This window comes from Flagellimonas zhangzhouensis (assembly GCF_900102925.1).
Taxonomy (GTDB): domain Bacteria; phylum Bacteroidota; class Bacteroidia; order Flavobacteriales; family Flavobacteriaceae; genus Flagellimonas; species Flagellimonas zhangzhouensis.
Window position 1 is genome coordinate 745752 of the sequence record NZ_FNKI01000001.1, and the last position, 19661, is coordinate 765412.

General features: G+C 40.0%; 17 protein-coding genes. 3 read left to right on the forward strand and 14 right to left on the reverse strand.

The window, feature by feature from the left end:
• Positions 1–199 precede the first annotated feature (199 nt).
• Entirely contained in the window at positions 200–1411 is a 1212-nt protein-coding gene (gene hflX, locus BLQ18_RS03280) for a GTPase HflX (RefSeq protein WP_090292570.1), read from the reverse strand.
• A gap of 148 nt (positions 1412–1559) precedes the next feature.
• Between hflX and BLQ18_RS03285 the strand changes: the two genes are divergently transcribed.
• Both BLQ18_RS03285 and BLQ18_RS03290 read left to right on the forward strand, forming a co-directional pair.
• Complete coding sequence (locus BLQ18_RS03285) at positions 1560–4301, forward strand: M14 family metallopeptidase (protein WP_217630560.1); 2742 nt, start codon at positions 1560–1562, stop codon at positions 4299–4301.
• A gap of 184 nt (positions 4302–4485) precedes the next feature.
• On the forward strand, positions 4486–6681 hold the full coding sequence (locus BLQ18_RS03290) for a S8 family serine peptidase (protein WP_090292573.1): 2196 nt from the start codon (positions 4486–4488) through the stop codon (positions 6679–6681).
• A gap of 247 nt (positions 6682–6928) precedes the next feature.
• Here BLQ18_RS03290 and BLQ18_RS03295 read toward each other — a convergent pair whose 3' ends face one another.
• From BLQ18_RS03295 to hemA, 12 genes are read right to left on the reverse strand one after another with little or no spacing between them, the layout of a single operon-like run.
• Positions 6929–7642: a 3'-5' exonuclease gene (locus BLQ18_RS03295; protein ID WP_090292575.1), complete on the reverse strand. Its 714-nt coding sequence runs from the start codon at positions 7640–7642 to the stop codon at positions 6929–6931.
• Between the two features lie 9 nt (positions 7643–7651).
• On the reverse strand, positions 7652–8122 hold the full coding sequence (locus BLQ18_RS03300; RefSeq protein ID WP_090292577.1) for a methylated-DNA--[protein]-cysteine S-methyltransferase: 471 nt from the start codon (positions 8120–8122) through the stop codon (positions 7652–7654).
• The gene (locus BLQ18_RS03305; protein WP_090292579.1) at positions 8122–9243 is read right to left on the reverse strand and encodes a CNNM domain-containing protein; all 1122 of its coding nucleotides are present in this window, start codon (positions 9241–9243) and stop codon (positions 8122–8124) included. Before BLQ18_RS03305 ends, BLQ18_RS03300 begins: the two co-directional genes overlap by 1 nt.
• A gap of 40 nt (positions 9244–9283) precedes the next feature.
• The gene (locus BLQ18_RS03310) at positions 9284–10591 is read right to left on the reverse strand and encodes a serine hydrolase domain-containing protein (RefSeq protein WP_090292581.1); all 1308 of its coding nucleotides are present in this window, start codon (positions 10589–10591) and stop codon (positions 9284–9286) included.
• A gap of 10 nt (positions 10592–10601) precedes the next feature.
• Positions 10602–11591, reverse strand: coding sequence for a porphobilinogen synthase (hemB, locus tag BLQ18_RS03315; RefSeq protein WP_090292584.1), 990 nt, complete (start codon positions 11589–11591; stop codon positions 10602–10604).
• Positions 11592–11614: 23 nt separating this feature from the next.
• Positions 11615–12403, reverse strand: a complete 789-nt coding sequence (locus BLQ18_RS03320; protein WP_090292585.1) for a PhzF family phenazine biosynthesis protein — start codon at positions 12401–12403, stop codon at positions 11615–11617.
• A gap of 28 nt (positions 12404–12431) precedes the next feature.
• The gene (gene hemF, locus BLQ18_RS03325; RefSeq protein ID WP_090292587.1) at positions 12432–13334 is read right to left on the reverse strand and encodes an oxygen-dependent coproporphyrinogen oxidase; all 903 of its coding nucleotides are present in this window, start codon (positions 13332–13334) and stop codon (positions 12432–12434) included.
• Positions 13331–13822 carry a DUF6973 domain-containing protein gene (locus tag BLQ18_RS03330; RefSeq protein ID WP_090292590.1) on the reverse strand — a complete coding sequence of 164 codons (492 nt, stop codon included), beginning with the start codon at positions 13820–13822 and terminating at the stop codon, positions 13331–13333. The genes hemF and BLQ18_RS03330 overlap by 4 nt, the downstream gene beginning before the upstream one ends.
• Positions 13822–14844, reverse strand: coding sequence for a uroporphyrinogen decarboxylase (gene hemE, locus BLQ18_RS03335; protein WP_090292592.1), 1023 nt, complete (start codon positions 14842–14844; stop codon positions 13822–13824). The genes BLQ18_RS03330 and hemE overlap by 1 nt, the downstream gene beginning before the upstream one ends.
• Positions 14845–14903: 59 nt before the next feature.
• Positions 14904–15593, reverse strand: coding sequence for a uroporphyrinogen-III synthase (locus BLQ18_RS03340; protein WP_090292594.1), 690 nt, complete (start codon positions 15591–15593; stop codon positions 14904–14906).
• Positions 15571–16497 (reverse strand): hydroxymethylbilane synthase, encoded by a 927-nt coding sequence (hemC, locus tag BLQ18_RS03345; protein WP_090292596.1) that lies wholly within the window; start codon positions 16495–16497, stop codon positions 15571–15573. The genes BLQ18_RS03340 and hemC overlap by 23 nt, the downstream gene beginning before the upstream one ends.
• A complete protein-coding gene (gene hemA / locus BLQ18_RS03350) occupies positions 16494–17750 on the reverse strand; it encodes a glutamyl-tRNA reductase (RefSeq protein WP_090292598.1) in 1257 nt (418 codons plus the stop codon). Before hemA ends, hemC begins: the two co-directional genes overlap by 4 nt.
• A 210-nt stretch (positions 17751–17960) precedes the next feature.
• Between hemA and BLQ18_RS03355 the strand changes: the two genes are divergently transcribed.
• Entirely contained in the window at positions 17961–18839 is an 879-nt protein-coding gene (locus tag BLQ18_RS03355; RefSeq protein WP_090292600.1) for a helix-turn-helix transcriptional regulator, read from the forward strand.
• On the opposite strand, the gene BLQ18_RS03360 is transcribed toward BLQ18_RS03355, so the two are convergent.
• Positions 18836–19576 (reverse strand): N-acetylmuramoyl-L-alanine amidase-like domain-containing protein, encoded by a 741-nt coding sequence (locus BLQ18_RS03360; RefSeq protein WP_245668057.1) that lies wholly within the window; start codon positions 19574–19576, stop codon positions 18836–18838. The genes BLQ18_RS03355 and BLQ18_RS03360 overlap by 4 nt on opposite strands.
• Positions 19577–19661 lie beyond the last annotated feature (85 nt).

Genomic DNA, 19661 nt, shown 5'->3' on the forward strand with positions numbered 1-19661 from the left:
TAATGTTTTTAAGACCATGGCCAAAGTAGGTTAAGATCAGTTAGATCGAGGTTGGACACTAAACGACTTAAAAACAATGTGAATCTAGGTCATCTGTGGTCTTTTCCTAAATTTTTGTTGTGAACCTACTTTAAATTGTGGTAAAGTCTGAATAGGAAAACATCTTATCGGAAATTGAGAACACTTTGTCTAGTGCTATCTAGTATTCATCCAAGTGTTCTGGGTACAAAAAGTTGTTGTACGGGAATCGAGTCACATGAATTTCACGAACGGCATCGTAAACTTTCTTGCGAAAATCGTCCATGTTTTCCTTGTTCAAAGCAGAGATGAAAAGAGCATTGTCGCCTATTTTATTGAACCATGTTTTTTTCCATTCCTCTAAGGTGAAATGGGCACTTGTTCTCTCGGTCACCAAATCATCTTCTTCGATAATTTCAGGTTGGTATTGATCAATTTTATTGAATACCATAATACACGGTTTACCCGAACTATCAATTTCATCCAAAATTTGATTCACAGAAGCAATATGCTCTTCAAAATTCGGGTGTGAAATATCGACCACATGAAGCAATAAATCAGCTTCGCGCACCTCGTCCAAGGTACTTTTAAAACTTTCCACCAATTGAGTGGGCAATTTGCGAATGAACCCAACCGTATCACTCAACAAAAAAGGAAGATTTCCAATCACCACTTTTCGAACTGTAGTGTCTAGGGTGGCAAAAAGCTTGTTTTCAGCAAACACTTCGCTTTTACTGATTACATTCATCAAAGTAGATTTTCCCACGTTGGTATATCCGACAAGGGCAACGCGAACCAATGCGCCACGGTTACCCCTTTGGGTTTCCATTTGACGGTCGATTTTGGTCAATTTCTTTTTCAACAAAGAAATTCGGTCTCGAACAATACGTCTATCCGTTTCAATTTCCGTTTCACCAGGACCACGCATTCCAATACCCCCTCGTTGACGCTCCAAGTGCGTCCAAAGACCCGTTAATCGAGGCAATAAATATTCATATTGCGCCAGTTCAACTTGGGTACGGGCATAACTGGTTTGGGCTCGTTGGGCAAAAATGTCCAAAATAAGCCCCGTTCTATCCAGAATCTTGCAGCGAAGAATTTTTTCAATATTATTTTGTTGGGCAGGCGTAAGCTCATCATCAAAAATAACGGAGCCAATTTCGTTCTCTTTAACATATTGCTGCACCTCTTCCATCTTCCCACTTCCGATATAGGTTTTGGGATTGGGCACATCAATACGTTGCACAAATCGTTTCTCCACCTCGCCACCTGCAGTGTAGGTCAAAAATTCCAATTCATCCAAGTACTCAGTAACTTTGGTTTCATCTTGCGCTTGGTTGATGATCCCAATGAGTACCGCCTTTTCATAATCTATCGACTTCTTTTCTAGCATCAAAAAGTTTTAAAGTGCAAATCTACACAATGTTTTGCAAGCAAAAATCTGCTTTTTGCCTTTTAAAGCACGATGAACACAGGAAAACAGTACGATGACAACAGATTGTTTCCTATCTTGAAGCCGTAATTCAACCTAACTCAATACAATGCTCCGTTTACCTAACTCCCCCAAGGGAAAACTTAGTGGTTTTTCCTTTTTGAAACTTCGATTTTTATCCCTTTTTAGTTTGATGTGTTTGGGACTCCAAGCCCAAAATTCCACTATTCCAAAACCCGAAGATGTCATTGGTTTCGAAGTGGGTTCTGATTTTCATTTGGCTACCTACGAACAATCCATCGAATATTTTAAAAAATTGGATGCTGCTAGTGATTTGGTAGAGATGCGAGAGACTGGAAAAACTTCCGAAGGGAGAACATGGTATTATGTGTTGATTTCTTCCAAAGAAAATCTGGCCAAGATTAAGCATTACAAAGAAATTTCCCAAAAGTTGGCCCATCCTAAAGGTTTGAGTAAAGAGGAAGCGAAAAAATTAGCTGAGGAGGGCAAGGCCATTGTCGATTTAAGTGGCGGATTGCACGCTTCGGAAGTGGCAGGAGCGCAACATATTATAACCTTGGCACATCAAATTATCAGTGAGGCCGATACCAAAAAATTCAAACCTATTTTGGATGATGTGATTTTGGTACTATGGCCATCTTTAAACCCTGATGGTCAGGATATCATCGCCAATTGGTATATGTCCAACGTAGGAACTCCTTATGAAACGGCGAGAACCCCTTGGTTATATCAAAAATATGTGGGACACGATAATAATAGGGATGCTTACATGCTCAATATGTTGGAATCTCGTGTTGTTGGAAGAACATGGCGTGAGTGGGAGCCTAATGTGATCCATGTGCACCATCAGTCCTCCCCATTCCCAACTCGGATTTGGTTGCCGCCCTTTGCGGAGCCTATTGCACCACAAACGCCCCCGATCGTTGCTCGTGAAACTAACATGATCGGAATGGCAATGGCCCAAGAATTGGAATCGGAAGGGTTGCCGGGTGCAGTTCACATGGGAAAAGGCTTTGATGCTTGGTATCCAGGATACATTGATTACTTGCCTGCCATGCAAAATATTCCATCTTTTTGGACGGAAACAGCATTGTACCGATATGCAACGCCCTATTTTTATACCATTCGGGATTTTCCAGAAAGTCGAAGAGATTTAAGAGTGGAATCTTTGTACAACAGCCCTTGGAAAGGGGGCTGGTGGCGATTAAGTGATGCCATGCAGTATATGCAAACCGCTTCGATTGCTGTGTTGGATTATTCGGCTAAGTATAAGGAAACACTGCTTTTCAATAAATATCAGGCAGCGATTACCACCATTGAAAAATATAAGAATGAAGCACCTTATGCGTACATCATTCCACAAAAGCAACGAGATCCGGTTCGTCCTGTTGAATTGTTGAAGCGGTTGGCTTTTAATGGGATTGAAATTGCGCAATTGGACCAACCGATGGCATACTCCGGAGTTACCTATCCTAAAGGAACTTGGGTAATTCCGATGGACCAAGAGTTTGCGGAAATGGCAAGACAGGTGTTGGATGTGCAAGTGTATCCTGATTTAAGGGAATCTCCCGATGGACCTTTGGAACAACCGTACGATGCGGCTGGTTGGACGCTCCCTTTTCAGATGGAGGTGAATGTGGTAACAGGAATGGTGCCTTTGTCGGATGATTTTAGAGCTGCACTAAAACCAGTTGAGGGAACACCGCTGGAAACCACCGATGATGAAACTGAAGATTTAAACAAAAATGATTTTGCTCCAGGAGTAGGATTTGATACGGATGCCACTGCTGCTGGAATCAAACCTTTGCCTGGCACTTTAAAAGGAGGAGGTAGCACGTTATGGTTAGATCCTGCTGAAAATAATATTTTCCGTGTATTGGCTGAGGCTACAAAATCCGCTGGAATGTCTGTTGTTTATGATGCCAAAACCAAAAAATATGGGGTCCAAGGCGCAAGTACTGCCAAGAAACAACAATGGGTGAGAGATTATGCCATAAATGGTGTGCAAGGTTCTGGATCAAATTCCGCAAAAGTGAAAACGCGAATTGGTGTGTATCGTCCTTGGACAGCCAGTATGGATATGGGTTGGACCCGTTGGTTACTGGATAATTTTGGGTTTGATTATGCCTCACTTCGAGATACTGATTTTAAATCAGGAAACTTAAAAGACCGTTTTGATGTGATTGTTTTTGGTTCTGAATGGCCAGGATCTATCGAAAATGGGATTGAACCAGGTTCTGCACCTGCAGAATATACAGGCGGATTGGGTGAACTTGGATCTAGAAACCTAAATAACTTTGTGGAAGAAGGAGGAACATTGATCAGTTTGAACCGCAGCTCCGATTATACAATTAAAGCTTTGCATTTGCCAGTAACCAATGTGGTGGATAAAGTAAGCAGGGCTAAATTCTTTACTGGAGGATCTATTGTGCAAGTCAACACCAATCCAAGTCATCCTGTAATGGCGGGAATGATGGATAAAGCCAATGTATTTGTGTATAACAGTCCTGTTTTTGCAACTACCGATGGATTTGAGGGAGAGGTTTTGGCCAAATACCAAGAGCAAGGATCCCCTTTAATGTCAGGCTATTTGGTTGGGGAAAGCTTTCTAAATGGAAAAGCGGCCGCTTTGGATGTAAAGCATGGTAAAGGACATGTCTTGTTGTTCGGATTTCAGCCACAATGGCGAGGTCAACCCATGGGAACCTACCGTACATTGTTCAATGCATTGCTATACGGAAATGACATGCCCAACATGAAAAGAGAAGTTTTAGAATCATGGGAAAGTGTTTCCGCCTCCCATGAGGCCTCTGAAACTGGAAATAAATAGGTATTGTTTCAGGTAATTTTGGACTACAAAAAATAAGTAGGAAAAAAATACACCACATAAAAGTGAATTTTCACAACAGCTTGATATAAATCAAGATGTATTTCATCGAATAAAGTAGGATTTTTATCGATGATTCTTACTTCTCCTAATATATTCGTAGTCCAAATCTTACCTAAACTTAATTATGGACTTCAGATTATCTATAGGGGCTAAAGGATTGATCTTCTCCATCTTACTTTCGACTACAGGCTGGTTCTCAGTAATGGGCCAGTCAAGTAATGCCAAAGAAGCCATTCGTTCATCCTACAACAATGGCAAAATGGTTTCCATTATTTCCGAAATGGAATCCGAATATGAAATCACAAACAAAAAGATTACCGATTTACTTACATCCAAAGGAATCAAGGCCACCGAGAAATCTGCAACTGGTGCAGATGTTGCCTTAAAAGATGTGGGAACAGACGGTACACCACTTTACTATACCACCTTAAATGATCCTGCTTCCCAAACTTCAAGAGCGTATACTTTGTATGATAATGGTCTTTTGAACCTTGGATTAACAGGTTTGGGAATGAATGTAGGTATTTGGGATTCTGGTGCGGCATTAACATCACACCAAGAATTTGATACCAGAGCCACCAATGCAGACGGTTCTGGAGAGGTTAGTCTACACTCCACTTTGGTAACAGGAAATATTATTTCCTCTGGAGTTGAACCGAATGCCCAAGGTGTTGCTTACGGAGCCAAAGCCCAAACCTACGATTGGTCCCGTGATAAAATTGAGGTAGCTGAAGCTGCTGCAAACGGTATGTTGCTGAGTAATCATTCTTATGGAATTTTATCGGATCGTGTTCCAGATTGGTATTTTGGCGCTTATATTAAAGTAGCCCAAGACTGGGACAAGATCATGTACAACGCTCCTTATTATTTAATGGTGACTGCAGCAGGGAATGCTCAAAATTCATACGATAATGCTACACCTAATTTTGGAAAAACTGCTGATGGGTTTGATTTGCTTTTGGGGTTTACCGTGGCAAAAAATGGTTTGACCATTGCAGGGGCTGATACAGAAATCAATCAAAATGGTGAATTAACTAAAGCTTCTGTGGCTGGATACAGTAGTTTTGGACCTGTGGATGATGGTCGAATCAAACCAGATTTAGCAGGAGACGGAACTAATATATTATCGACTAGTTCTGCAACCAATAGCAGTTATCAAGTTTCTGCAGGAACGTCTATGGCGGCTCCTGGAATTACAGGGTCATTATTATTGTTACAACAATATCACGAAGAGCTTTTTGGTAATTACATGAAAGCGGCCACCTTAAAGGGGCTTGCGCTTCATACTGCTGATGATATTGGAGCAAAAGGTCCTGACTACAAAATGGGTTGGGGGGTAATGAATGCGAAAGTTGCCGCTGAGGTGCTTCAAAATAAAGATTACACTACTTTGGTGAATGAAGAAAACTTGACTAATGGAAATTCCTATTCCATTAAAGTCACTGCGGATGGAAATGGTCCTTTGATGGCATCTATTTCTTGGACGGATCCAGAAGCTGTAAACATCAACCGAGGAGATTTAAATAGTACCACTGCCGCTATAATGAACGATTTGGATATTAGAATCACCAAAGGTGGAGAAACCTATTTGCCTTGGAAATTAAATCCAGCCAAAGCCAATGATGCCGCAACGAAAGGTGATAACAAAGTTGATCCTTATGAGCGAATAGACATTGACAATGCATCAGGTGAATATACGATTACGATTACCCACAAAGGAAGTTTGACCAATGGGCTTCAGGATTTTTCTTTGATCGTTTCAGGAGCACAGATTTCAACTTGTTCTTTGGAGGTTCCTACAGGATTGGAAGTATTGGATTCCTCAAAGGATGCAACTAACATTTCGTGGGAGGGAATAGGTGAAACCTTATACGAAGTGCAATTCAAAAGCATTGATACAGATGAATGGAACAGTGAAATGCTTTGGGAGAGTGAATTTACCATGACCGATTTGGAAGTTGGAAAAGTGTACGAAGCACGAGTTCGTTCCATTTGTACAGAAAATGCAGTTTCTGAGTTTTCAGATATTTTGGAGTTTGAATTTAATGGAGAGGAAACTCAAATCATGCAGAATGCTCCGTTGACGATTCCACAAGAATTGAATATATCTGTTTACCCTAATCCAGCCGTAAGTTATTTGAATGTAGAGGCGGAACTTTCACAAGATGCTCAATATTCGATTGTAACTACCTCTGGGAATGTGATCAAAAAAGGGAAAACACAGGGCTCCATCAATGTATCTTCTTTGTCCTCTGGATTGTATGTTTTAGTGGTTCAGGATTACGCCGGGATTAAGAGCACGAAGTTTTATAAAAATTAAATTGAAAAGCTCAAGAACAAGTTCAAATTGAATATTCAAGGGAATTTTCAATCAGAAATTGGGAATAAACAATGACCAATTGGCTCGAAATTAATGATATTGCAATTCGAGATAATTGGTGAAATTCGTGTCAAACCAACTTTAATAGATTTTTCGCTTCGCTTCGACTAAGCTCATGCATCAGCTCAGAATGACAAGAAATCCTTAAACCCTTTACCATTCACCCTTTTCACTTTCACCCAAATAATCATACCTTTTTTATCTCATCATCCGCTAAAAGCTCCTCATTGCGCATTTTAAGGAATACTTGCGCCGTGGTGACCACATCCAATTCACAATAGGTTACAATTCTATCCAAGTCATTTTCTATATAGAATACATCCTTGACCATACTACCGTCCATATCTTCCTTGGGTGATGGAATTCCTAGCACAAGAGCCAATAATTTTAGAGAGGTAAAGTGTTTGTAATCCCCAAACTTCCAAAGCTCCATGGTATCCAAATGAGGTACTTCCCATGGTTTTTTTCCAAACAGGTCCAATTTGTAGGGTAAATTGATACCATTGATGACCATTCTACGGGCGATATAGGGAAAATCGAACTCTTTGCCATTATGCGCACACAAAAGGTGTTTGGCCTGGCTAAAATGGTCTGCAAGTAATTGCTTAAAGTCTTTTAAAATTTTTATTTCTTCCCCATAAAACGAAGTCACTCTAAAATTGCGCTGATCACCCTTTGGGGCAAAATAACCCACAGAAATGCAAACTATCTTTCCGAATTCGGCCCAGATGCCCGCACGGTCATAAAACTCTTCGGGGGTAAATTCATCTTTGCGTTGGTATTGCGTTTTTTGTTCCCATAAGGCTTGGACATCCTCATCCAGTTCGGTGAAATGTTGTTTTTGAGGTACGGTCTCAATATCCAAAAAAAGGATATGCTCCAGGTTAAGTTTATAAAGCATTGTAAAAATTTAAAAAAGAGACGTCTGCTTTGCAGGGCTCTCGTGTTCCAATAACCATTTTTTTCTATGCAGTCCACCTGCATAGCCTGTGAGGTCTCCGTTGGTCCCTATGACACGGTGACAAGGAACCACAATCCAAAGTGGATTTTTACCATTGGCCGAGGCTACTGCACGAATGGCTTTTACGTCACCGAGTTGTTTGGAAAGTTCCAAATAAGAAATGGTTTTTCCAAAAGGTATTTCTAAAAGGGCGTTCCAAACTTTCTTTTGAAAATCGGTGCCCTCTGGGTTTAATTTAAGATTGAAATTTGTTCTGTTCCCCTCAAAATATTCTTGAAATTGGGTAACAGCATCGTTTAAAACTTCTGGAATTGTACCGATAGGTTTATTATTATCTAAAACAGTAATGGAAGCAAGCCCATTTTCATCGCCTTTAAACTCTGTAATTCCTATAGGTGTTTGTAAATAAGCAATTTCCATTACTCTATTTCACTTTCATCTTCAATAATTCCTAAACGTTGTGCGCGTTGGTGCCAGTTCTTTCTAGCAAGCGATTGGAGGTCTTCCACATTGTCACTTTCGTCCATGATCTCCAATCCAAGGAGTGTTTCAATTACATCTTCCATGGTCACCAATCCACTGACTGAACCATATTCATCCACCACCAAAGAAACATGTTCCCGTTGCTTTACAAATTTGTCGAACAACTCAGGAATTGGCTTGGTTCTGTTCGTCACCAAAATTTCGCGTTTAAGCTCAGATAGCGTCTTACTGCCCTTTTTATTGATAATGGCTTCCATCAGCTCATCTTTAAGGAAAAAGCCTGTGATATTGTCCATACGATCCTTATACAGGGGTATTCTTGAGAAGCGTAAGGGTCGATTGGCATCAAAGAACTCTTTTATGGTCATATCTTCCGATGCAATTTTCATTACGGTTCTTGGGGTCATGATGTCCTTGGCCAGAACTTCATCAAACCTCAACAGGTTTTTAATCACTTTCGATTCTGATTCTTGGAATACACCCTCTTCATGGGCAATTTCCGTCATAGCGGTAAAGTCTTCCCGACTCAAAACACTTCCATGTTCACCTTTTGCACCAATGAGTTTGGTAAAAAGTTGAAGAATCCATAAAAGTCCTGTCCATTTGAGCGCAAAGACCATAATAGTAAGCGCTTTGCTTGTAAAATTGGCCAGTTGCTTCCAATATGTAGCTCCAATGGTCTTTGGAATAATTTCAGATGCGACCAAAATTAAAATGGTCATAATAGTTGAAACAATCCCGACCATAAGATCTTCGGTAAGTTTAAAACCAAGAATAGTACGCTCTGTTGTGCCGTACATTTCTGCATAAGCCACCTTAGCCTGCACCCCAACCAAAATAGCACCGACAGTATGAGCCACTGTGTTTAGAGTAAGAATGGCAATCAAAGGTTTGTCCACATCCTTTTTAAGGTTTTCCAGTGTGGCTGCATAATCTTTTCCCTCTTGCTTTTTTACATTAATGAAAGTAGGGGTAATGCTCAGTAAAACCGCTTCCAAAATGGAGCATAAAAAGGAAAAGAAAATGGAAATAAGGGCGTAAAAAATGAGTAATCCCATGAGTTGGCAGAATCTTTAGTACCAAGATAGGGAATAGGAATTAATTTTGAATGTTTAAACCCTCCGCTTTATAAAAAACATCCTGTAAAGCCTGCCGAATGTCCAAACTGTACAAATTTCGGTGGTCTCGAGTGGGATAAACGCGATTGGAAAGGAAGATAAAAGTCAATTTTTTAACTGGGTCGGCCCAAACAAAAGTGCCTGTAAATCCTGAATGACCAAAACTTTCTGGTGATGCCAAAGGCGAGGGATAGGCTTCTTCCAAAAAAAGCTCCGAATTGTTCAATAGAGGCTTGTCAAATCCCAATCCTCTATAATTCTCATTTTCTGGATATTGAACGGTCGTAAATTCTTTTAACGTTTCAACTGAAATAAGTTGTTTGCCATCCATATTCCCATAATTTTGGTAGAAGAGCATCAACTTTGCTAAGTCATCTGCTGTTCCAAACAAGCCTGCATTCCCAGATACGCCGCCTTTTAAAGAAGCATTTTCATCGTGCACCCAACCCTTCACCAAAGTTTTTCGGAAAAGGGTATCCACTTCGGTGGGCACAATATTGTTTACGTAATGATTTTCTTCTGGAAGATATCCCAAGGTATGGCACCCTAAAGGGTGGTAAAAATTTTGATCGAGATAGGTTTGGTAATCGGTTCCCGTAAGTTGTTCAATCAAACTGGGGAAAATGAGAAAAGTAAGTCCTGAATATTTGTATTTCTTTTCTTCCGAAACTTTGGACCGATTGATAATTCGGTTCATCTTTCGTTCAAAACGATTGTTGATGTAAAGCTCATCATATACCTGTCCTTGAAATTTATCATCTGGTGAAGTATGGACAAAGCGCTTCTTCAGTTTCCCATTTTTCCGAAGCACTTTTTGCATAAAAACGATGTAAGGCACTAGACCAGCTTGGTGTGCTAAAATTTCGCGTAGTGTGAGGTCTTTTTTGTCCTTTTGATGTTGCCAAGGTTCCCAATAGCTACTGAAAGGTTGGTCCAAATCAAGTTTACCCTCGTCCACCAATTTCATCAAGGCAGGAAGTGGACCAGAAATTTTAGTTACTGATGCCAGATCATAAAGATCGTTCAGTGCAACAGGCTGCTTGTTGTCGTAGGTATGAAAACCGTAGGCTTTGTGGAAAATTACCGTATCGTTTTTGGCTACCAAAAGTTGTGCTCCAGGAAAGGCCAAGCTATCAATGCCCATTTCCATGATGGAATCCACCTTTTGGTTGATGAAATCTTCATTAAACCCTAATTTGGCGGGATAGGCATGGATGAGTTCGCGTTGGGCAAATCCAAGTTGCATCAATAAAGTGATGAGGAAAAACGAAACCGTGGTTTTTTTCATTGGGTTGATTTTATCCCAAAGTACGGATAAAATCTTTCGCAAAATAACTGGCAATAATATTGGCTCCGGCTCTTTTTATGGCAGTCAATTGTTCCAACATTACGGCATCATGATCCAGCCAACCTTTTTCAGCCGCGGCTTTAACCATGGCATATTCTCCTGAAACTTGATATACAGCAACGGGAACATCAACGTCATTTCGGATTTCGCGAACAATATCCAAATAGCACAACCCTGGTTTAACCATTACAATATCAGCGCCTTCGTCGATGTCCAATTGGGTCTCACGAATGGCTTCATACCGATTGGCATAATCCATTTGATAGGTTTTCTTGTCCTTGGGCACATTGGCAATATCCACAGGAGCTGAATCCAAGGCATCACGGAAAGGCCCGTAAAAAGCACTTGCATATTTGGCAGAATAAGCCATAATCCCAGTGTTGGTAAAGCCCTCATCTTCCAAAGCTTCACGAATAGTTAAAATTCTACCGTCCATCATATCACTTGGAGCGACAAAATCGGCTCCAGCTTTTGCGTGGGAAACACTCATTTCTGCCAAAACTTCTGCAGATTCATCGTTTAGAATCATGCCCTCAGCTACGATACCGTCATGGCCATAGGATGAAAAGGGGTCCAAAGCAACGTCTGTCATTACCAACATTTGTGGACAGGCATTTTTAACGGTTTTTATGGCTCGTTGCATCAAACCATTAGGATTTAGGGCTTCAGTTCCCTTGTTGTCCTTTAGTTTATCCTCAACTTTTACGAATAGAAGCACAGAACACAGTCCCATTTTCCAAAGTTCTTTTACTTCCTTTTCAAGATTATCCAAACTCAACCGAAAATAATTGGGCATGGATGGAATTTCTTCTTTGATTCCTTTTCCCTCGGTAACGAACAAAGGCACTAAAAAATCATCTGGGGTCAAAGTGGTTTCGCGAATCAATCTTCTGATGGATTCGGAGGCACGAAGTCTTCTATTTCTTATTAATGGGTACATATAGATTAGTTTTAAGCTGAAAGCTAGATTTCAATTTCTCCAAATAAATAGGGCACTGCTTTCCCTGAAATCTTAACTCGATTGTCCAACATTTCGCAAACAAGGTCACCGCCTCTTTTGGAAAGTTGTTTGGCCGTCATTTTAGTTTTATCCAATTCCTTTGACCAATACGGAGACATTGATGTATGTGCAGAACCTGTAACGGGGTCTTCGGGGATACCACAAGATGGGGCGAAAAATCGGGAAACAAAATCAACTTCTGTCCCTGGAGCGGTTACGATTACTCCCCTTGCATCCACCTGATCTAAAAGGAAGAAATTGGGTGCCAGTTCCTCGATTTCCTTTTGGGAATTGTACACCAACATATAGTCTGTTTTTCCTTTAAAGGTTTTAATGGGTGATTTCCCCAAAGCATGGTCAATTTCATCAATATTTTTGATGGCAACCAGCGTATCTGCAGGAAAATCCATGGTCAACCAGTTGTTGTCGGCCTTGTTTACAAATAAATCTCCACTTCTACTTGAATAAAACTGAATGGTATTTTTTTCTAGTTCGTAAAAATGGAAAATTACGTAGGCAGTGGCCAAGGTAGCATGACCGCAGAGATCTACTTCCACTTCGGGGGTAAACCATCGGATTTCGTAGATATCTTCACGTTTAACCGCAAAGGCAGTTTCAGCCAGATGATTTTCTTGCGCAATTTTCTGCATCAATTCTGGACTCAACCATGAATCCAAAATACAAACTGCGGCAGGGTTGCCTCCAAAAGTTTGGGTTGTGAATGCATCTATTTGGTAAATTTTCTGTCTCATAGCTTCGTTTTCAATGTAAAACTACAGATTAAACCCATTCCTTAGGGTGTTGTAGCACTTCAATCAATCCTGCTTCCACACTACCTTTTTCTGGATGATGATCGTACCGCCATTGCACGTGTGGAGGTAAACTCATCAAAATACTTTCGATTCGGCCATTGGTTCGCAAACCAAAAAGTGTTCCTTTATCATGCACCAAATTGAACTCCACATAACGTCCACGTCTGATTTCTTGCCAATCCCGTTGGTCTTGGGAATAGGAAAGATTTTTTCTTTTTTCAACAATCGGAGCATAGGCTTCCAAAAAACTATCACCGACTTCAGTCACAAAATTGTACCAATCTTCCATACTGATTTCGTCCGTTGCTTTGCAATAATCAAAGAACAATCCCCCGACCCCACGGGCCTCGTTTCGGTGGGCATTCCAGAAATACTCATCACATTTCTTTTTATAATTCGGATAAAATTCTGGATTGTGGGCATCACAGGCTTTTTTGCAAACGGAATGAAAATGAGAGGCATCTTTCTCGAACAAGTAATAAGGGGTAAGATCTTGTCCACCACCAAACCATTGATCTACAATGTTACCCTGCTTGTTGTACATTTCAAAATAGCGCCAGTTGGCATGCACGGTTGGCACCATCGGATTTTTTGGATGAATCACCAAACTCAGTCCACAAGCGAAGAAATCCACATCTTCAACTCCGAAGTAATTTTGCATGCTTTTGGGCAACGGGCCGTGAACTTTTGAAATATTTACGCCTCCTTTTTCAAAAACAGCACCATTTTCAATGACTCGGGTTCTACCTCCACCACCTTCTTCACGTTCCCAAAAATCTTGTTGGAATTTGGAGGTGCCATCCAATTCTTCCAGTTTTGAGGTAATGGTGTCCTGTAATTGTTGAATGTATGTGTAGAATTTATCTTTCATTGTTCTAAAATATGTACCATTCGGTTTTTATATTCAGAAAGCACTGAACTTTCATCAATTTTGGTGGATTCTAGCGCCATTAGTTTCAATAGACCCACAATTTCCTGTTCTGATTTTTCTGTATGCTGTTCAAAAATGAACCGTCCTACTTCATTGTTGTGCAGATCCATCTCCTTGGGCAACTGTTTGTTCGGAAATGAATCCTCGTGCCAATCTGTTACGTTTTTCGCCCAAGACAAAACAACCTCTTCACTTTTTTGCCATTTAAAACATCTTTTAGCAATCAAATAATTCCAAAAAGCATGTCTAAAGGCATTGGCAGGTCCATTTTTATGATGAAGCTTGCCGTAATACTTCGTAGAAATAGAAATACAATCCTTAGTGGCCTTTATGGTTGGCAGTATTAAGTGAGGTCGCCTCAATCCAATAAATACACCTTTCAGTATATTTTTAAAATCAACCCGCTTTAAAACCGCAAAAAGGTTCACTATTTATATTCTTTTACCGCATCAATAAATGCCTTGGCGTTTTCCAAAGGAATATAGGGCAAAATACCATGACCAAGGTTTACGATGTACTTGTCCTTTCCAAATTCATTAATCATTTGAGTAACCATTTCCTTGATTTTCTCTGGAGGTGAAAGTAAGCGTGCAGGGTCAAAATTACCTTGTAACGTAATGTTTCCACCTGTTAAATATCTTGCATTTTGAGCCGAACAAGTCCAATCCACACCAACAGCAGATGCCCCTGAGTTGGCCATCTCTTTTAAAGCGAACCAACAACCTTTACCAAAAACAATCACGGGCGCCTCATCTTTAAGTGCATTCACAATTTGCTGAATGTATTTCCAGGAAAACTCTTGATAATCAGTTGGGGACAACATGCCACCCCAAGAATCAAAAACTTGAACCGCATTTACTCCCGCTTTCACTTTTGCTTTTAGGTAAGCAATGGTGGTATCCGTAATTTTTTGAAGCAATGCATGAGCAGCTTCAGGTTGGGTAAAGCAAAATCCTCTGGCTTTGTCGAAACTTTTACTGCCCTGACCTTCCACGCAATAGCAAAGAATGGTCCAAGGAGATCCCGCAAAACCAATCAATGGAATTTCATCGTTCAATTTCTCTTTGGTCATTTTAATGGCATCTATCACATAACCCAATGTATCTTGGATGTCTGGAACAATCACTTTGTCCAAATCTTCCTTGGAACGAATCGGGTTCGGTAGGTAAGGTCCAAAGTTCGGTTTCATTTCAACTTCGATGTCCATGGCCTGTGGAATCACCAAAATATCGCTGAACAAAATAGCGGCATCCATGCCATAACGGCGAATAGGTTGTACTGTGATTTCCGAAGCCAATTCTGGGGTTTGGCATCGTGTGAAGAAATCGTATTTTTTACGGAGTTCCATAAACTCGGGCAAATAGCGCCCTGCTTGTCGCATCATCCAAACGGGTGGACGTTCAACAGTTTCACCTTTTAAAGCTTTAAGGAACAAGTCGTTTTTTATCATAAATTTTAATTTGTCATTCCTGCACGGGCAGGGATATTTTGTATTCTTTTTGGATTCTGTTAGTTGCTTCGACTTCGCTCAGCATCCGTTTGTATTGATAATTCTTTTATTACCTGAACCAACACATTTTCAACGGTAGGTTTATTGGCAATGATTACATTTTTCGAATGCTTTTTAGCTTCATTAGCTGTGGTATCACCAATACAGAACAATGTGCTGTTGCCTATTTTGTTTTCCAATAGAAAGCTTCGGATGCCACTTGGACTAAAGAAAAGTATTCCATCAAAATTTCTTTGAAATGCCTTTGGATTTACCTCGGTTCGGTATACTTCTAATTCTTTAAATTGAATATTATTTTTGGTCAACAATTCTGGAAGCTCATCCCTTCTTTTGTTGCCGCATAAAAACAAAAATCCCTCGTTTTTATGGTTTATTATGATGTTTTTTGCCAATTCTGTAGCATTTTCAGCCATTTTAATCACTTTAAGGCCGTTTTCTTCCAACAGTGATTTGGTCTTTTCACCTACACAAAACGTATTGAAATTGGACAATTCCACATCTTTAACCTGATTTAAAAATGCTGCAACGGCATTTTTGCTTGTGAAAATATAGTTGCTGTAATCCAATGGGATTTCTACATTCAAGAAATCAATTTTTAGGGCATCGTACTCCACCAATCCCAATCCAGAATTTAGAAATAATTCTTTCTGCGCAGGGGTTAATATTTTAGTGGAGAGCACTGTTTTCATTTCTGATTTCTTGCATCAATTTATCACCGCCTTTTTGCAAGACTTCTTCCGCACAAGCTTTTCCCATTCCTTTCGCATCGGAAAGTTTTACTTGTTTTTTGATGTCGATTTTCTGTTTTCCATCCAAAGAGAAAACTACACCTTCAAAAAATACTGCTTGGTCTTTAATTTGAGCTAAAGCCCCGATAGGTGCCGTACAACCACCTTCCAATGTGCGCAAAAATTCACGTTCTATGGTGGTGGCAATCTCGGTTTCCGAATGGTTGAGCTTTGCCAAAGCTTCTCTGGTAAACTTGTCTTCTTCTTTGGCAACTACCAACATGGCACCTTGCGCTGGAGCGGGAATCATCCAATCCAATTGAATGGCATCTTTGGGTAATAATTTTATACGTTCCAATCCAGCCTGGGCAAAAATGGCACCTTGCCAATCGTTTTCAATTAACTTGATCAGTCGGGTGTTCACATTTCCTCTTAAATCCACCACTTGATGGTTGGGATATTTGTTCAACCATTGGGCTTTTCTTCGCAAACTACCTGTTGCAATGGTCGAGGGTTGTCCAGATTCTAAAAAATCTGACCCTTTGTGGACTAGAATATCGTGTGTGATCGCTCTTTCCAAAACAGCTACTTGTACAATGCCTTTTGGTAATTGGGTGGGCACATCTTTCATGGAATGTACCGCAATATCTATTTGTCCCTTCAAAAGTGCAACGTCCAATGTTTTGGTAAAAATTCCAGTTACACCCAATTCGTATAACGGCTTGTCCAATACTTGGTCACCCATGGATTTTGTTGGAATCAATGTGGTGTCGTAGCCTAATTCTTCCAGCTTTTGCTGCACGGTAGTGGCTTGCCACAATGCCAGTTCACTGTCGCGTGTTCCTATTCGGATGATTTTGCTCATTTGGAATGGGGTTCTAACTGAAAGACTTTCTGAATAAGTTCCAAGCTATCCTCGGTATCCACTTCCGAACTCTTTAGGTGATTGGCAAATTGCTTGGTGATTTTTTGAATGATGCGGTCGGAGATGATTTCGGCCTGCATTTGGTCGAAACCTTCAATTTTTTTGGTTTGAAAGTCGATTTCTTCCACCTTCATGGTGTTCAATTTCTCTTTTAAAGCATTGATCACTGGTGCAAATTTTCGGGTTTCCAACCATTTTAGAAACTCTTTTTTCACCTTTTCATTAATTGCTTCGGCTTTTGGAACGTATTCTTTTCTTTTGGCCAAGGTTTCATCCGTAATCTGTGAAAGTTGATCCAAGTGAATCACGGTCACATTATCCAAATCCTTTACATCGTCCGAAACATTTTTGGGAACGGAAAGGTCCAAAATCAATAATGGTTTTTTAGGGTAAATCAAAGCTTTGGAAACCGTAGGCAATTGGGCGCCTGTGGCCACCACCAAAATATCCGCTTTTCGAATTTCGGATTGCAGATCACCGTAATCTTTCACGGTCAGTTTAAACTTTCCAGCGATATCCTCGGCTTTTTCGCGAGTTCTATTGATTAAAGTGATATGTGAATTATTGGAATGCTTTACTAGATTTTCACAAGTGTTTCGTCCAATTTTACCAGTTCCAAACAACAAAATGTTCTTTTCGGAAATATCAGGAACATTGTCCAAAATATATTTTACAGAAGCAAAAGCAACAGAAGTGGCACCTGAAGAAAGTTCAGTTTCGTTTTTGATTCGTTTACTGGCCTGAATCACAGAATTGCATAAACGCTCCAAGAACGGATTGGCCATTTCCTGTTTTTTAGCTCGGTAAAAACCTTGTTTAATTTGACTGATGATTTCAAAATCACCTAAGATTTGACTGTCCAAACCAGTTCCAACCTTGAACATATGCGAAATGGCATCGTGGTTTTTATACACGTAGGCCACTTCCTGAAATTCTTCAACGGTACCTTGGGTTTGGTCGCAAAGAAGTTTGATGAGTTGGTAAGGGTGTTGTGCAAAACCGTAAAGTTCAGTTCGGTTGCATGTAGATATGGCCAAAAGCCCATCCACCCCAATTTCCTTTGCCTTGTCCATAATATGGTCAATGCCCGGAACATCCAGACTGAACTTTCCTCTCACCTCTGCATCTGCCTTCTTGTAACTTAACCCAATGGCGTAGAAGGAATTATGTTTTGAAATATGGTAGTTCCTCATAAAGGATTGTAATCGCGACACAAAAGTAACAGGCTTAGGTATTAAAAAATAACGCTAGCGGTACTATAAATATCACCATTTGTATTTTCATTTTAAAATTTGGGTTAAATTCGCCTTAGACATTGATTTTATTGATAAATTAGACACTACAAATCTTAATTTAGAGTCATTCTAAATTGAATTTTTTAAAAAAATGATATAGCTAAAAGCATGGAAAATATCGCTCAAGGTTCGTACGATGAAATATTGGTGGAAGATGGAATTTATATTCTGAAAATCCAGAATGAATTCGACGAACCCAAACTCATTGAACGGGAAATCGACAGTACGCATATTCAATTTCATTTTTGTTTGAAAGGTAGATCTAGGTTTAATTTTAATGAGGGGAATTACTATTTGGAAGTGAATGAAGAAAACTCACTTTTGTTGTACAACACCCAAAAGGATTTGCCGCTGAACCTGATTGTTTCTCCAAAATCTTGGTTATTGTCCGTGGTAATGACCATTCGAAAATTCCATTCGCTATTTTCCAATGAGGCCGATTATATTCCCTTTTTAAGTGATGACAACAAGGAGAAAAAGTATTACTCCCAAGAAATGGTTTCCCCTGCAACTGCAGTAGTGCTGAGCCAGATGATGAACTATAACCTGCACCCATCCATTAAAAAATTGTACCTAAAGGGAAAGGTGTTCGAGTTGATTTCACTTTATTTCAATAAAACCCAAGATGCAGATTTGGAACAATGTCCCTATTTGGCAGATGAGGATAACGTACGTCGTATAAAAATGGCCAAAGAAATCATGATTTCCAGAATGGCCGAACCACCAACCTTGGCCGAACTCTCTCAAGAAGTGGGTTTGAGCTTGAAAAAACTAAAAGAGGGCTTTAAACAAATCTACGGTGATTCGGTTTATGGGTTTTTGTTTGAATATAAAATGGAATATGCCAGAAAAATGTTGGAAACGGGCAAGCACAATGTGAACGAGGTTGGATTAAAAGTTGGATACAGTACGGCTAGTCATTTTATTTCCTCTTTTAAAAAGAAATTTGGCACCACACCGAAAAAATACTTGACCTCAAACGTCTAAAGGGATTTTAAAATTGGTCGGGTCACAATAATCCCAATATTGCTTTTGATGTTTTTGAGATAATCCGCCAAAGGAAGTTCGGAAATTTCTACTTCACCATTTTTGCTTGAAGCATGTAACAAATGCAGTCTTCCATCAGGTTGATGAATGGCGATTCCAGTGTGGGTCACATCCAAACCTTTTATGGAAGTGGCCAAGGCCAAGATATCTCCCGATTTAATAAGGTGTTCTTTACTTTCAATTTGGTTTTGGGGCAAATAACAAAGGTTCTCTTTGGCTATCTCTTTTTCAACTTTTTGCATAGCTTCAAAATTCGCATCGCTGGCTAAAAAAGGATACAAATTGCGGTGGGTACCCATAAAATTGATGGGCTTTTCCAGCTCCACACCACCTAATTCAGCAGTGATGTCTTTCACCAAACCTTTCTTTTCTTTGTTTCGAATCCATTCTGTAAAATAATGCAAACGTGATGGATAGCCAATTAAATTTCCATTTCTATACCGAACGGTTTCAAGATTGTTTGTGAAGTTTTCAAAATCTTTCTGTTGATTTTGGAGCATTAAACTAAAAGCCAGTACATTCTCCACAAAAGTAGTGCAATCCAAGCCCCCAAAGTTTACGACCAAGGTTTCTGTATCGCCAATTTCAAGCGTTTTTTCCACATAAGGAGTTCCGATAAAAGATTGACCTACCAAAGAAATCGTGTCACCCAAATTCGCTCCCTTTGTTTTTCCCAAGTCAACAATTTTGGTCTCAAAAAGGGATTTATCTTCTGGCGAGCAGGTGATTTGTTGGGCATATAAAGATAATGAACAACCAAAC